The 13,821-nt window shown below is 61.9% G+C and carries 11 protein-coding genes; 3 read left to right on the forward strand and 8 right to left on the reverse strand.

Going from position 1 to position 13,821, the window contains the following annotated elements; genetic code table 11:
* The first annotated feature begins 1 nt into the window (after position 1).
* Both JV241A_RS24405 and JV241A_RS24410 read left to right on the forward strand, forming a co-directional pair.
* Complete coding sequence (locus tag JV241A_RS24405; protein ID WP_115084814.1) at positions 2-1,132, forward strand: ATP-binding cassette domain-containing protein; 1,131 nt, start codon at positions 2-4, stop codon at positions 1,130-1,132.
* Positions 1,122-1,766 carry a methionine ABC transporter permease gene (locus JV241A_RS24410; RefSeq protein WP_036994912.1) on the forward strand — a complete coding sequence of 215 codons (645 nt, stop codon included), beginning with the start codon at positions 1,122-1,124 and terminating at the stop codon, positions 1,764-1,766. Before JV241A_RS24405 ends, JV241A_RS24410 begins: the two co-directional genes overlap by 11 nt.
* Positions 1,767-1,835: 69 nt before the next feature.
* Here the strand turns inward: JV241A_RS24410 and JV241A_RS24415 are convergent, their stop codons facing one another.
* Genes JV241A_RS24415 through JV241A_RS24425 form a run of 3 tightly spaced genes read right to left on the reverse strand, consistent with a single transcriptional unit; the run spans position 1,836 to position 7,038 of the window.
* Positions 1,836-4,883 (reverse strand): efflux RND transporter permease subunit, encoded by a 3,048-nt coding sequence (locus tag JV241A_RS24415; RefSeq protein ID WP_134064885.1) that lies wholly within the window; start codon positions 4,881-4,883, stop codon positions 1,836-1,838.
* Positions 4,880-5,950 (reverse strand): efflux RND transporter periplasmic adaptor subunit, encoded by a 1,071-nt coding sequence (locus JV241A_RS24420; protein ID WP_115084811.1) that lies wholly within the window; start codon positions 5,948-5,950, stop codon positions 4,880-4,882. Before JV241A_RS24420 ends, JV241A_RS24415 begins: the two co-directional genes overlap by 4 nt.
* Positions 5,947-7,038 (reverse strand): efflux RND transporter periplasmic adaptor subunit, encoded by a 1,092-nt coding sequence (locus JV241A_RS24425; protein WP_115084810.1) that lies wholly within the window; start codon positions 7,036-7,038, stop codon positions 5,947-5,949. Before JV241A_RS24425 ends, JV241A_RS24420 begins: the two co-directional genes overlap by 4 nt.
* A gap of 144 nt (positions 7,039-7,182) precedes the next feature.
* Here JV241A_RS24425 and JV241A_RS24430 point away from each other — a divergent pair, with 144 nt between their 5' ends.
* Positions 7,183-8,343, forward strand: a complete 1,161-nt coding sequence (locus JV241A_RS24430; protein WP_115084809.1) for an AAA family ATPase — start codon at positions 7,183-7,185, stop codon at positions 8,341-8,343.
* A gap of 96 nt (positions 8,344-8,439) precedes the next feature.
* Here the strand turns inward: JV241A_RS24430 and JV241A_RS24440 are convergent, their stop codons facing one another.
* The 5 genes from JV241A_RS24440 to JV241A_RS24460 all read right to left on the reverse strand — a co-directional run bounded on the left by JV241A_RS24440 (position 8,440) and on the right by JV241A_RS24460 (position 13,801).
* The gene (locus JV241A_RS24440; protein WP_115084808.1) at positions 8,440-9,330 is read right to left on the reverse strand and encodes an ABC transporter permease subunit; all 891 of its coding nucleotides are present in this window, start codon (positions 9,328-9,330) and stop codon (positions 8,440-8,442) included.
* Positions 9,327-10,247 (reverse strand): ABC transporter permease subunit, encoded by a 921-nt coding sequence (locus tag JV241A_RS24445; protein ID WP_115084807.1) that lies wholly within the window; start codon positions 10,245-10,247, stop codon positions 9,327-9,329. Before JV241A_RS24445 ends, JV241A_RS24440 begins: the two co-directional genes overlap by 4 nt.
* A complete protein-coding gene (gene potA / locus JV241A_RS24450) occupies positions 10,244-11,386 on the reverse strand; it encodes a polyamine ABC transporter ATP-binding protein (protein ID WP_115084806.1) in 1,143 nt (380 codons plus the stop codon). Before potA ends, JV241A_RS24445 begins: the two co-directional genes overlap by 4 nt.
* A 59-nt stretch (positions 11,387-11,445) precedes the next feature.
* Positions 11,446-12,540: a polyamine ABC transporter substrate-binding protein gene (locus tag JV241A_RS24455; protein ID WP_115084805.1), complete on the reverse strand. Its 1,095-nt coding sequence runs from the start codon at positions 12,538-12,540 to the stop codon at positions 11,446-11,448.
* Between the two features lie 163 nt (positions 12,541-12,703).
* Positions 12,704-13,801: a polyamine ABC transporter substrate-binding protein gene (locus tag JV241A_RS24460; RefSeq protein ID WP_134064887.1), complete on the reverse strand. Its 1,098-nt coding sequence runs from the start codon at positions 13,799-13,801 to the stop codon at positions 12,704-12,706.
* Between the last annotated feature and the right edge of the window lie 20 nt (positions 13,802-13,821).

Consider the following 13,821-nt stretch of genomic DNA (forward strand, 5'->3'; position numbering starts at 1 on the left):
GATGAGCGCCGTCAGCGCCCGCGTGGCGCAGGAGCAGCAGCGGCCTTTCGCGCCCCTGCAACAGGCCCGGCAACGGGCCTTGCACCCGGAGCTGGGCAACGCCCATGTACGTTTCATCGGCCTGGGCAAGACCTACCCGGGCCAGCAAGCCCCGGCGCTGGACGGCATCGACCTGAACATCCAGCACGGTGAGATCTTCGGCATCATCGGCCGCAGCGGTGCCGGCAAGTCGTCGCTGATCCGTACCATCAACCGCCTGGAGCAACCGAGCCATGGCCGGGTGCTGATCGACCAGGTGGACATTGGCGAGTACGACGAAGACCGCCTGGTGCGCCTGCGCCGGCGCATCGGCATGATCTTCCAGCACTTCAACCTGATGTCGGCCAAGACCGTGTGGCAGAACGTCGAGTTGCCGCTCAAGGTTGCCGGCGTGCCCAAGGCCCAGCGCCAGCGCAAGGTCGCCGAGTTGCTGGAACTGGTCGGGCTGCAGGAAAAGCACCACGTGTACCCGGCTCAGTTGTCCGGCGGGCAGAAACAGCGCGTCGGCATTGCCCGGGCGCTGGTACATGACCCGGAAATTCTGCTGTGTGACGAAGCCACTTCGGCACTAGACCCGGAGACTACCGAGTCGATCCTCGGCCTGCTGCGCGACATCAACCAGCGCCTGGGCCTGACCATCGTGCTGATCACCCATGAGATGGCGGTGATTCGCGATATCTGCCATCGAGTGGTGGTGCTCGAGCGTGGGCGAATCGTCGAGCAGGGTGCCGTCTGGCAAGTGTTTGGCGACCCGCAGCATGAGGTCAGCAAGACCCTGCTTGCACCGTTGCAAGCCGCCCTGCCGGCTGCGTTGCAGGCACGCTTGCAAGCACAGGCGCCCAGCCCGGAAGCGGCGCTGGTGCTCAACCTGCGGGTCAGCGGCAAGGACAAGCAGGCGCCGGAGCTGTCTTCTTTGTTCACCTTGCTCGGCGGCCAGATCAGCCTGCTGCAAGGCGGCATTGAACCGATCCAGGGCCGCGCCCTGGGGCAACTCGTGGTGTCGGTGGCCCACTCGCCGCACAGCCACGAGCAGGTGATTGAGCGCGCCCGGCAATGGGCTGCACAGGTGGAGGTACTGGGTTATGTGGTTTGATCGCTTGCTTCAGGGTGTACTCGACACGCTGCTGATGGTTGGCGTCTCGTCGCTGATTGCCCTGCTCGCCGGTGTACCGCTGGCGGTGATCCTGGTCACCAGCGGCAAGGGCGGGATCTTCGAAGCGCCCACCCTGAACCGGGTGCTCGGCGCCTTCGTCAACCTGTTCCGTTCGATTCCGTTCCTGATTCTGATGGTGGCGCTGATCCCCTTCACCCGTTTGATCGTCGGCACCACCTATGGTGTCTGGGCAGCGGTAGTGCCGCTGACCATTGCCGCCACGCCGTTCTTTGCGCGCATCGCCGAAGTCAGCCTGCGCGAGGTCGACCATGGCCTGATCGAAGCGGCCCAGGCCATGGGTTGCCGGCGCTGGCACATCGTCTGGCATGTGCTGCTGCCAGAAGCCCTGCCGGGTATTGTCGGCGGCTTTACCATCACTTTGGTGACCATGATCAACTCCTCGGCCATGGCTGGCGCCATTGGTGCCGGGGGCCTGGGCGACATTGCCTACCGCTATGGCTACCAGCGCTTCGACAGCCAGATCATGCTGACGGTGATCGTCATGCTGGTGGTGTTGGTGGCGTTGATCCAGCTGGGCGGGGATCGGTTGGCAAAGGGTTTGAACAAGCGCTGAATTCATCGCGGGTCAAGCCCGCTCCCACCGTTGCAACTGTGGGAGCGGGCTTGACCCGCGATGACATATCTACGAACGCTGCGGCTCGCGGATCTTGTACCAGGCCACATACAGCGCCGGCAAAAACAGCAGGGTCAGCAAGGTCGCCACGATAATCCCGCCAATCATGGCGTAGGCCATCGGCCCCCAGAACACTTCCCGGGCAATCGGGATCATGCCCAGGCTCGCCGCTGCCGCCGTCAGCAGGATCGGCCGGCGCCTGTGGTTGGTCGCTTCCAGTACCGCGTCCCAGGGTGAATAGCCCTGGGCTTCGTACTCGTCGATCTGGGTCACCAGGATCACCGAGTTGCGAATGATGATGCCAATCAGCGCGAGGATCCCCAGGATCGCCACAAAGCCCATCGGCGTGCCCGTCGGCACCAGCGCCAGGACTACACCGATCAAGCCCAGCGGCGCCACGCTGGCGACCAGGAACAGCTTCTGCACGCTGTGCAGCTGGAGCATCAGGAACGTGCCCATCAAAAAGAACATTAATGGCAGCACTTTAGCGATTGGGCCTTGGGCCTTGCCGCTGGCCTCCACCGTACCACCGGTTTCCACCTGGTAGCCCACTGGCAACTTGCTGGCGAAGTCGTCGATCTGCGGTTTGAGTTCACGCACCAGGTCGGTTGGCTGGATCTCGCCGCGCACCGCCGCCTTGATGGTAATGGTTGGCTTGCGGTCGCGGCGCCAGACCAGGGGTTGCTCCATCTCGTAACGTACGGTGGCAAAAGCCAGCAGCGGGATCGAGGTGCCATTGGGGGTGACGATCTGCAGGTTCTGCAAGGTCTGCGGCGAGCCACGTTCGCTGTCCTCGGCACGGGCCACGACATTGATCAGGTAGATATTGTCATTCACCTCGGTCACCGGCATGCCGCTGACGATGCTGTTCATCACATTGGCCACGTCCTCGGACGACAAGCCCAACTGGCGCGCCTTGTCCTGGGCGATCTCGATCCGCAACACCTTGCCTGGCTCGTTCCAGTCATAAATCATCTGGCCGATGTTATCGTTGCTGTCCAGCAAGGTTGCCAGCGCGATGGCATGCTGGCGCACCTGATCGATGTCCTTGCCGCTGACCCGATACTGGATTGGCAAGCCCACCGGTGGGCCCATTTCCAGTGACTGAACGTTGCTGCCGATGCCGACGAAGTCCTCGCGCAAGCGCTGCTGCAAGCGCTTGATCAGTACCTCGCGCGCCTCGAAGCTTTTGCTGACGATCACCAGCTGGGCGTAGTAGGGGTTCTGTAGCTGCTGGTCCAGCGGCAGGTAGAAGCGGATCGCACCCTGGCCAATATAGGTGCTCCAGCGCACGATATCCGGATCACCCTTGAGCGTCGCCTCCAAGCGGTCCACGGCCTTGCGGGTTTCCTCGATTGAAGCATTCTGCGGCAGGTTCAGATCGACCAGGATTTCCGGGCGATCCGAAGAGGGGAAGAACTGGTTCTGGACAAAGCGCATGCAGAACAACGCCAGCACGAACAACAACACCGTACCGATGATGGTCACCCAGCGATGGCGCACGCACCACAGCAGGCTGTGCTCGAAAGCCTTGCCGACGCGGCCGGGCTCCGCATCATGGGCTTTGACTTTGGTGCTGAGGATATGCACCCCCAGCACTGGCGCGAACATCACGGCCACCACCCAGGACACCAGCAAAGCCGCGGCAATCACTGCGAACAAGGTATAGGTGTATTCCCCCGCCGAACTGGCATTGAGGCCGATGGGTACGAAGCCCGCCACGGTTACCAGGGTACCGGTGAGCATCGGGAATGCCGTCGAGGTGTAGGCGAATGTTGCCGCCTGCTCCTTGCTCTCGCCCTTTTCAAGGCGCGTGACCATCACCTCCACGGTGATCATCGCATCGTCCACCAGCAAGCCCAGGGCAATGATCAAAGCACCCAGGGAAATCCGCTGCATGGTGATACCGCTGTATTCCATGAAGATGAACACCATGGCCAGCACCAGCGGGATCGAGCAGGCCACCACCAGCCCGGCGCGCACGCCGAGGCTGACGAAACTCACCACCAGCACGATGATCACCGCCTCGAACAGCGCGCTGGTGAACCCCCCCACTGCCTCTTCGACCACCACGGCCTGGTCGGACACGGTATGCACGCCAACACCGACCGGTAGTTCGGTAATCACCCGGTCCATCATTTTGTGCAGGTCGGCCCCGAAGGCCTGGATGTTGCCACCGGCCTTCATGCCGATGGCCAGGCCGATGGCGGTCTGACCGTTATAGCGAAACATCGGCGCGGGTGGGTCGACATAGCCACGCTGAATCTCGGCAATGTCGGCCAGACGGAAAAAGCGGTCATTGATGCGCAGGTTGACCGCTTGCAGGTCTTTTTCCGAGGCGAACTGGCCACTGGTGCGCACCGAAACCCGCTCAGGCCCGGCTTCGATGACCCCGGCTGGGGTTACCGCATTCTGGCTCTGCAGGGCTTGCAGCACCTGGCGCTGGTCGATACCGAACGACGCCAGTTTGCGTGTGGAGAAATTCAGGTACAGCACCTCGTCCTGGGTGCCGATCATTTCCACCTTGCCCAGGTTGGGCACTTCGCGGATCTCGGCGCGCACCTGTTCGACGTAGTCGCGCAACTGGCGCATGGTCAGGCCGTCGGCGGTAAAGGCGTAGATCGAACCGTACACATCACCGAATTCGTCGTTGAACCCCGGGCCCTGGATACCCTGGGGAAACTGGCCGCGTATGTCCTGGATCTTCTTGCGCACCTGATACCAGATCTCGGGGATGCTCTCGGCCGGAGTGGTATCGAGCAGGTTGACGTAGACCGTCGACTCACCCGGGCGGGTGTAGCTTTTCACATAGTCGAGCGAATCCAGCTCTTCGAGCTTCTTTTCAATCCGGTCGGTAATCTGGTTGAGGGTTTCATCCTGCGTCGCTCCAGGCCAGCGTGTCTGGATCACCATGGTCTTGATGGTGAATGACGGGTCTTCCTCGCGCCCCAGGTTCATGTAGGAAAGTACGCCCATCAGCAAGCCGACGAACATCAGGTACCAGACAAAGGATTGGTGCTTCAGCGCCCACTCCGATAGGTTGAAGCTTCCTTTCATCGTGGATCTTCCTCATCGACTTTGACTTTCTGGCCCGGCTTCAAGCTGTTCACGCCTGCCGTCACCACCCGTTCGCCTGCCTGCACCCCTGAGCTCAGCACGACGCTGTCGGATGTACGTTCCATCAGTTTCACCTCGCGCACAGCGACGGTGTTCTGCTGCGGATCGACCACCCAGACCTGGGTCTGCCCATCCCGTTCCAGCAATGCCGATAGCGGCAGCTCAGTTCGCGGCGACACCAGGGAAGTCAAGGTGACGCTGATGGCTGTGCCCAGGTGAAAAGCCGCCGGAGTGTCGACCAGGGTCAGTCGCGCGCGCCGGGTGCGGGTGGCAGCATCGGCCTGGGGTTCGAGTTCACGCAGGGTCGCGGCGGTATTGATGCTGGGGTCCAGCTGCGAAGCGACCTGGAATTTCAGTTCGGTCGTCAGCTGCTCGGCCAGGTACGTCGGCAGATCGATCACCGCCTCCTTGATATCCGGCCTGGCCAGGGTGACCACGGCCTGACCGGCACTGACCGTCTGCCCTGCCTCGGCTTGCCAGTTGGTGACCACTGCCGCGTGGTCGGTACGCAGTTCGCTGTAGCCAAGCTGGTCACGCGCCTGGGCCACGGCCGCGCGCGCCTGCTCCAGCGCGGCGGTGGTGGTTTTCAGGTCGGTCTGGGCAATGTCCAGCTGCGCCTGGGCGCCCACGCCGCGGTCGTACAACTGTTGCTGGCGGCGAGCATTGGCCTGGGCGTTGATCCATTGCGCCTGGACTTTGGCCAGGTCGCCTTCGGCGGCGCGCAACTGGTTACGCTGATCAGTCGGATCAAGGCTGGCAAGCAAGTCACCCGGTTTCACCTGACTGCCGACATCGACCCAGCGTCGGGCGATGCGACCGCCCACACGAAAACCCAAGGTACTCTCGTAGCGCGCCTGGATGCTGCCAGCGAAACGGCCCAGGTTGGCCTGGACCTGAGGCTCGGCGATCATCGACAACACAGGCCGGACCGGTTCAGGCGCAGTCGCCTGCTGTTCACAGCCGCTGAGCAACAGCAGGCTGCACAGGCCCAGGGTCACGGTTCTCATTGCGCCACCCCGCTGTCCTTGTTCGCGGCGATTTCCACCTGCATGCCCGGGTTCAGCAGTTGTCCGCCCGCCACCACCACGGTCTCCCCGCCCTTGAGGCCCTCGCCGACCACCACCTTGCCCGTGAGGTAACGAATCACCTTGACCTGCTGCAGGCTGACCTTGTTGCCTTCGCCCACCACCCACACAGCTGGGTCATGCAGGGCCTTGGTCAGGGCCGACCAGGGCAACTCGACGCTTGGCTTGCCCTGGCTGCTACCGGTAGCGGTGACGGCCGAACCGAGTTCCATTCCCGCCGGGACCTGGTCCAGGGCCACCTTGACCTGCACCGTGCCGCTTTGCGCCGACACCGTCGGGGTGACTTCCCGCACATGGCCCTGGGTCTGGATCTTCGGATCATCGACCAGGCGCACGGTGATGGCATGCTCGCTCGGCGGCGCCACCAGCAAGGACTCATAGACGTTGAACACCGCATCACGCTCGCCATCGCGGGCCAGGCTGAAAATCGGCACCGTGGCCTGGACCACCTGGCCGACTTCGGCCTGGCGCTCGGTGATCACCCCGTCCGCCTCGGCCACCAGGGCGGTGTAGCTCAGCTGTTCACGGGCGTTGGCCAGTTGTGCCTGGGCGGCCTTGAGGGCGCTCTGGCTGCTGCGCAAAGCCGCTTCGGCAGAGTCGTACTCACTCTGGCTGGTGTAACCCTTGGGCAATAGCTTTTGCTGACGGACAAAGGCGGCGGCGGTCTGGGTCACGCGCGCCTGTTCGGCAAAGACTTCGGCCTTGGCCGAATCGACATTGGTCTGCAAGTCCTTGGGGTCGAGCCGGGCCAGGACCTGGTTGGCCTTGATGTGATCGCCGACGTCGACGCTGCGGGCAATGATCTTGCCGCCCACGCGAAACGAAAGATCGGTCTGCACCCGCGCTTGAACATCACCGGTCAGCGTCACCGAAGCCGCGAAATCACTGGGCTCAACTCGTTGTACGCCGACCCTGGGCAGCTCGGCTTCAGCAGCCTTTTTTTCGCCGCACCCCGCCAGCACCAACAACACCCCCAGGCAGACGATCGATAAAGAACGCGACACCGTCATGCAGGCTCCTTGCACGTGCCAGATCTATTGAGGAATGCGAGTGTTAGCGTAGATCAGGGATCCACTTGCCGCTTGTCGGCATACACAATTCGTTCACCACGCAGAATCGGCGATACTGGCCTCTTTGCCTGAACGGACGCCGCCATGCTGACCACCCTGGCTGTCGCCAACTACCGCTCGATCAATCATCTGGTGCTGCCGCTGGCACGCTTGAATGTCATCACCGGGCCCAACGGCAGCGGCAAGTCCAATCTGTACAAGGCCTTGCGCCTGCTCGCCGAAACGGCCCAGGGTGGCGTGGTCAACGCCCTGGCCGTGGAAGGCGGGCTGGAATCAACGTTCTGGGCCGGCCCCGAGCAGATCAGCCGGCGCATGAGCAACGGCGAAGTCGCCATCCAGGGCGGTCCGCGCCAGCACGCTCGGCGCTTGCGCCTGGGGTTTGCTGACGAGGCGTTCGGTTACGCCATCGGCCTGGGCCTGCCGGAACCGAGCAAATCATGTTTCGCACTCGACCCGCAGATCAAGCGCGAAAGCATCTGGGCAGGAACGCTGTACCGTCCGGCCAGCCTGCTGGTGGATCGCCAGGGGCCGATGGTCAAGGCCCGCGAAGGACGGCAATGGGATGTGCAGGCGCAGCACACACCGAGCTTCGACAGCCTGTTCGACCAGGTCGGCAACCTGCGTTCCTCGCCCGAAGTGTTGCTGCTGCGCGAGCGCATCCGTGGCTGGCGCTTCTACGATCACTTTCGCACCGACCGTGATGCCCCGGCCCGCCGCCAGCAACTGGGCACGCGCACGCCGGTGCTGCACCACGATGGCCGCGACCTGGCCGCCGCGCTGCAGACCATTATCGAGATCGGCGACCCGCACGCCTTACAGGCGACCATCGCCGATGCCTTCCCAGGCGCGCGCCTGGAAATCGATGCAGTGCCGGGTGGGGCGTTTGGCGTGTTGTTCCATCAAGAAGGCTTGTTGCGACCGCTGACCGCAGCCGAGCTGTCGGACGGCACCTTGCGCTACCTGCTGCTGGTCGCCGCGCTGCTGACGCCAAGGCCACCGACCATGATGGTGTTGAACGAGCCGGAAACCAGCTTGCACCCGGACTTGCTGCCGGCACTGGCACGCTTGATCGTTCGCGCCTCGGAGCAGTGTCAGGTATGGGTGGTGTCGCATGCACGAAGATTGGTGGCCGCGCTGGAACAGGATGCGACCTGCAATTCGATCGTGCTGGAGAAGGTGCTGGGGCAGACCCGTGTTGCCGGTCAGGGGATGCTGGATGAGCCGGCCTGGCACTGGCCGGAGTGAAAACCCGAAGGCCCCATCGCTGGCAAGCCAGCTCCCACAGGGACTGCGTACACAGAACCTGTGGGAGCTGGCTTGCCGGCGATGAGGCCCGTCAGATCACGCCGAAACCGGCGCCGGCGCGCGACGCACGTCCGGTTGTTTCCACGAGTCGGCAGCGCTTTCTTCGATCGCCTGCTGGATCGCCCGGCGGCGACGCTCTTCGGCCTGACGGCTGAAGTACCAGACCATGAAGGTCACCAGCGACACGCTGAGCAGGATCAGGCTGGCCACGGCGTTGATTTCTGGCTTCACGCCCAGACGCACGGCAGAGAAGACCTCCATCGGCAGGGTGGTCGAGCCAGGGCCGGACACGAAGCTGGCCAGCACCAGGTCATCCAGCGACAGGGCGAAGGACATCATCCCGCCTGCTGCCAGCGACGGTGCGATCATCGGGATGGTGATCAGGAAGAACACCTTCCACGGCCGCGCACCGAGGTCCATGGCCGCTTCTTCGATCGACAGGTCCAGCTCACGCAGACGTGCCGACACCACTACCGCCACATAGGCTGCGCAGAAGGTGGTGTGGGCGATCCAGATGGTGACGATGCCACGCTCCTGGGGCCAGCCGATCATCTGCGCCATGGCCACGAACAGCAGCAACAGCGACAGACCGGTGATCACCTCGGGCATTACCAGCGGTGCGGTAACCAGGCCACCGAACAGGGTACGGCCCTTGAAGCGGGTGACCCGGGTCAGCACGAAGGCGGCCAGGGTACCCAGCGCCACTGCGGCGATCGCGGTGTAGCAGGCGATCTCCAGCGAGCGCATCACCGAGCCCATCAGCTGGGTATTGTCGAGCAGGCCGACGTACCACTTCACCGACCAGCCGCCCCACACCGTAACCAGCTTGGAGGCGTTGAACGAGTAGATCACCAGGATCAGCATGGGCAGGTAAATGAACAGCAGGCCCAGGATCAACATCAATTTGGAGAAACTGAAACGCTTCATGCCCTGCCCTCCATCTCTTTGGCCTGACTACGGTTGAAGAGCAGGATCGGTACGATCAGGATCGCCAGCATCACTACCGCCAGGGCAGAGGCCACCGGCCAATCGCGGTTGTTGAAGAACTCTTGCCAGAGCACTTTACCGATCATCAGGGTTTCCGGGCCGCCGAGCAGCTCAGGAATGACGAACTCACCCACCACCGGAATGAACACCAGCATGCAGCCGGCGATGATGCCGTTCTTCGACAGCGGCACGGTGATCTTCCAGAAGCTGTTGAAGGTACTCGAACCCAGGTCCGACGCGGCCTCAAGCAGGCTCTGGTCGTGCTTCACCAGGTTGGCATAGAGCGGCAGGATCATGAACGGCAGGTACGAATAGACCACACCAATGTATACCGCGAGGTTGGTGTTGAGGATCTGCAACGGCTGATCGATCAAGCCCAGCCACAGCAGGAAGGCGTTGAGCAGGCCGTTGTTGCTGAGGATGCCCATCCAGGCATACACGCGGATCAGGATTGCCGTCCAGGTCGGCATCATGATCAGCAGCAACAGCACGGTCTGGGTTTCCTTGCGCGCATTGGCAATGGCATAGGCCATCGGATAGCCGATCAGCAGGCACAGCAGGGTGCTGACGAAGGCCATCTTCAACGAACCCAGGTACGCCGAGATGTACAGTTCATCTTCGGTCAACAGGCCATAGTTGGCCAGGTTGAGCACCAGTTGCACCTTGTCTTCGACGTAGCTGTAGATCTCGGTGTACGGAGGGATCGCCACGTCGGCTTCGGCGAAGCTGATCTTCAGAACAATGAAGAACGGCAGCATGAAGAACAGGAACAGCCAGATGAACGGCACGCCGATCACCACATGGCGCCCCTCGGGCTTTATTCGGTTGAAGGCTCGCTTGAGCTTGCGGGCGTTCATGAGCGCAGTACCACGCCGCTGTCATCCTCCCACCAGACGTAGACCTGGTCGTCCCAGGTCGGCCGGGTGCCCTGGCGCTCGGCGTTGGCGACGAACGACTGGACGATCTTGCCGCCAGGCAGCTCGACGTAGAACACCGAATGGCCGCCCAGGTAGGCGATGTCGTGGACCTTGCCGCGCGACCAGTTGTGCTCGCAGGTCGGCTGCTCGGTGGTCACCAGCAGTTTTTCCGGACGCAGGGCGTAGGTGATGCGCTTGTCTTCCACCGAGGTGGTGACACCGTGGCCGACGTAGATGCGGCGCTCGAGCTCGGGGCTGGAAATCACCGCGTGGCCTTCGGCGTCATCGACCACTTCGCCTTCGAACAGGTTGACGTTACCGATGAACTCGCAGACCAGGCGGCTGGTCGGAGTTTCATAGATATCGATCGGGCTGCCGATCTGGGCGATCCAGCCCAGGTGCATGATGGCGATGCGCTGGGCCATGGTCATGGCCTCTTCCTGGTCGTGGGTCACCATTACGCAGGTCACGCCGACCCGCTCGATGATCTCCACCAGCTCCAGTTGCATCTGCGAGCGCAGTTTCTTGTCCAGCGCGCCCATCGGCTCATCGAGCAGCAGCAGCTTCGGCCGCTTGGCCAGCGAGCGGGCCAGGGCCACGCGCTGACGCTGGCCACCGGAGAGCTGGTGCGGCTTGCGCTTGGCATACTGGGTCATGTGCACCAGCTTGAGCATCTCGGCCACGCGGGCATCGATCTCGGACTTGGGCATGCGGTCCTGCTGCAGGCCGAAGGCAATGTTCTGCGCTACGGTCATGTGCGGAAACAGCGCGTACGACTGGAACATCATGTTGATCGGCCGCTCGTAGGGCGGCATATCGGTGATGTCTACACCATCGAGGAAAATACGCCCCTCGGTTGGCCGTTCGAAACCGGCGAGCATGCGCAGCAAGGTGGATTTGCCCGAACCCGAGCCACCGAGCAGGGCAAAGATCTCGCCCTTCTTGATTTCCAGGGACACATCGTCCACGGCGATCGTTTCGTCGAACTTCTTCGTGACCCGGTCGATTTTGACCAGCACCTGTTTAGGTTGCTGGTCGCCCTCGAGGGCTTTCTTATAGGCACCGGAGGCAACTGCCATTTGTGAAACTCCCAACAAGATTTTTTGCGCCCGCCCCTGCCGTGACGGACCCTGGATTTTTACTTGCCCGACTTGACCTTGGTCCAGCTACGGGTCATCAACCGTTGCACCTTGGGAGGTAGCTCGGAATTGACGTACAACTTGTCCAGCACTTCTTGCGGTGGGTAAACCGCTGCGTCGGTTCGCACGCTCTGGTCCATCAGATCGCCAGCCTTGGGGTTCGGGTTGGCATAACCGACGTAATCACTGACCTGGGCAATGACCTCAGGCTGCAGCAAATAGTTGATGAAGGCGTGGGCCTCTTTGACATTCTTGGAATCCTTGGGGATCGCCAGCATGTCGAACCAGAGGTTGCCGCCTTCCTTGGGAATCGCATAGGCCACCTTGACGCCCTTGCCGGCTTCTTCGGCGCGGGACTTGGCCTGGAATACATCGCCGGAGAAACCGGCGGCCACGCAGATGTCGCCGTTGGCCAGGTCCGAGATGTATTTGGACGAGTGGAAGTAGGTCACGTAAGGACGCACGGCCAGGAGTTTCTTCTCGGCGTCGGCGTAGTCCTTGGGGTTGGTGCTGTTGGGGTCTCGCCCCATGTAGTTGAGGACGGCCGGGAGCATCTCGTCGGCCGAGTCGAGGAAGGCGACCCCGCACTTGGAAAGCTTCTTGATGTTTTCCGGCTCGAACAGCATGGCCCAGGAATCGATCTTGTCGGTACCCAGCGCCGCCTTGACCTTCTCGACGTTGTAGCCGATGCCATTGGTGCCCCACAGGTAGGGGACGGCGTACTGGTTGCCAGGATCGTTCTTTTCCAGGCGCTTCATCAGCGCCGGGTCGAGGTTCGCGTAATTGGGCAGCAGCGCCTTGTCGAGCTTCTGGAACGCGCCCGCCTTGATCTGCTTGCCGAGGAAATGGTTGGACGGCACGACCACGTCATAGCCGGTGCGACCGGCCAGCAGCTTGCCTTCCAGGGTTTCGTTGGAATCGAAGACATCCTGCACCGGCTTGATGCCAGTGGCTTTTTCGAAGTCGGCGAGGGTGGTCTGACCGATGTAGTCCGACCAGTTATAAATGTGCACCGTGGGCGCCGCTTGGACGCTGATCGCCAGCGTCAGACCCGCTCCAGCCATGACGGCCTTGCGAAATACAGAAATAGACAAGTGGGAGGTCCTCACAAATGTGCCAGTGGCGAACGACAGAAATACCTGCCGGATAAGCAAACCGGCGCGCAACTTACCTTCGATGCACTCGTGCCGCAAAAAAAATTTGTGCTTTCATGCTCCCTGGGCGGGATTTACACCGCACCCAGGGAGGCAACCAGGGTTACTTGCCCGATTTGATCTTGGTCCAGCTGCGAGTGATTTCGCGCTGGGCCTTGGCACCCGGGTCAGCAATTGCGTACAGCTGTTTCTTCACATCAGCCGGTGGGTAGATGCTCGGATCGCCCGAGATGTCCTTGTCCACCAGCGGGGTGGCCGCCTTGTTGCCGTTCGGGAAACGTACGGCGTTGGTGATCTCGGCCATGATTTCCGGTTGCATCAGGAAATCCATGAACTTGTAGGCGGCGTCGACGTTGGCGGCATCTTTGGGGATGGCAACCATGTCGTAGAAAGTACCGGCGCCTTCTTTCGGAATGATGTAGTCCAGCTTGACCTTGTCACCGGCTTCGTGGGCCCGGGCCTTGGACTGCTCCAGGTCACCCGAGTAACCCACGGCCACGCAGATGTTGCCGTTGGCCAGGTCCGAGATGTACTTGGAGGAGTGGAAGTAACCGATCGAAGGACGCACGCTGAGGAACAGGTCCTCGGCGGCTTTCAGGTCTTCTTTTTTCGTGCTGTTGGTCGGCTTGCCCAGGTAGTGCAGCGCCGCCGGGATCATCTCGGTCGGAGCATCGAGGAAGCTCACACCGCAGCTCTTGAGCTTGGCGATGTTCTCGGGCTTGAACACCACGTCCCAGGAATCGATCTTGTCGATGCCCAGCGCAGCCTTGACCTTCTCCGGGTTGTAGCCGATGCCGATGGAGCCCCACATGTAGGGGAACGCATATTTGTTGCCCGGGTCGCTGGCGTCACCAACGGCCTTGAGCAGGTCTTCGTCGAGGTTCTTCCAGTTCGTCAGCTTGGAGCGGTCCAGCTCCTGGTAGACGCCGGCCTTGATCTGCTTGGCCAGGAAGTTGTTAGAAGGTACTACCACGTCGTAGCCGGACTTGCCCGCCAGCAACTTGGCCTCAAGGGTTTCGTTGCTGTCGAAGACATCGTAGACGACCTTGATGCCGGACTGTTTCTCGAACTTGGCGACGGTGTCTGGTGCGATGTAGTCGGACCAGTTATAGACGTGCAGTACTTTGTCATCCGCGTGAACAGCACTGGCCATGGCGCCCATCAGGGACATAGCCAGCAACGTCTTGCCCAATTTCTTCATGCGTAATGCTCCAGAATTTT

Source organism: Pseudomonas sp. JV241A (genome assembly GCF_900275665.1).
Classification (GTDB): Bacteria; Pseudomonadota; Gammaproteobacteria; order Pseudomonadales; family Pseudomonadaceae; genus Aquipseudomonas; species Aquipseudomonas wadenswilerensis.

Excerpts from the sequence above, each read along its gene's own strand:
- JV241A_RS24460 (WP_134064887.1), bottom strand. The coding sequence starts at position 13,801 with ATGAAGAAATTGGGCAAGACGTTGCTGGCTATGTCCCTGATGGGCGCC.
- JV241A_RS24445 (WP_115084807.1), bottom strand. The coding sequence starts at position 10,247 with ATGAACGCCCGCAAGCTCAAGCGAGCCTTCAACCGAATAAAGCCCGAG.
- potA (WP_115084806.1), bottom strand. The coding sequence starts at position 11,386 with ATGGCAGTTGCCTCCGGTGCCTATAAGAAAGCCCTCGAGGGCGACCAG.
- JV241A_RS24415 (WP_134064885.1), bottom strand. The coding sequence starts at position 4,883 with ATGAAAGGAAGCTTCAACCTATCGGAGTGGGCGCTGAAGCACCAATCC.
- JV241A_RS24430 (WP_115084809.1), top strand. The coding sequence starts at position 7,183 with ATGCTGACCACCCTGGCTGTCGCCAACTACCGCTCGATCAATCATCTG.
- JV241A_RS24425 (WP_115084810.1), bottom strand. The coding sequence starts at position 7,038 with ATGACGGTGTCGCGTTCTTTATCGATCGTCTGCCTGGGGGTGTTGTTG.
- JV241A_RS24440 (WP_115084808.1), bottom strand. The coding sequence starts at position 9,330 with ATGAAGCGTTTCAGTTTCTCCAAATTGATGTTGATCCTGGGCCTGCTG.
- JV241A_RS24405 (WP_115084814.1), top strand. The coding sequence starts at position 2 with ATGAGCGCCGTCAGCGCCCGCGTGGCGCAGGAGCAGCAGCGGCCTTTC.
- JV241A_RS24420 (WP_115084811.1), bottom strand. The coding sequence starts at position 5,950 with ATGAGAACCGTGACCCTGGGCCTGTGCAGCCTGCTGTTGCTCAGCGGC.
- JV241A_RS24410 (WP_036994912.1), top strand. The coding sequence starts at position 1,122 with ATGTGGTTTGATCGCTTGCTTCAGGGTGTACTCGACACGCTGCTGATG.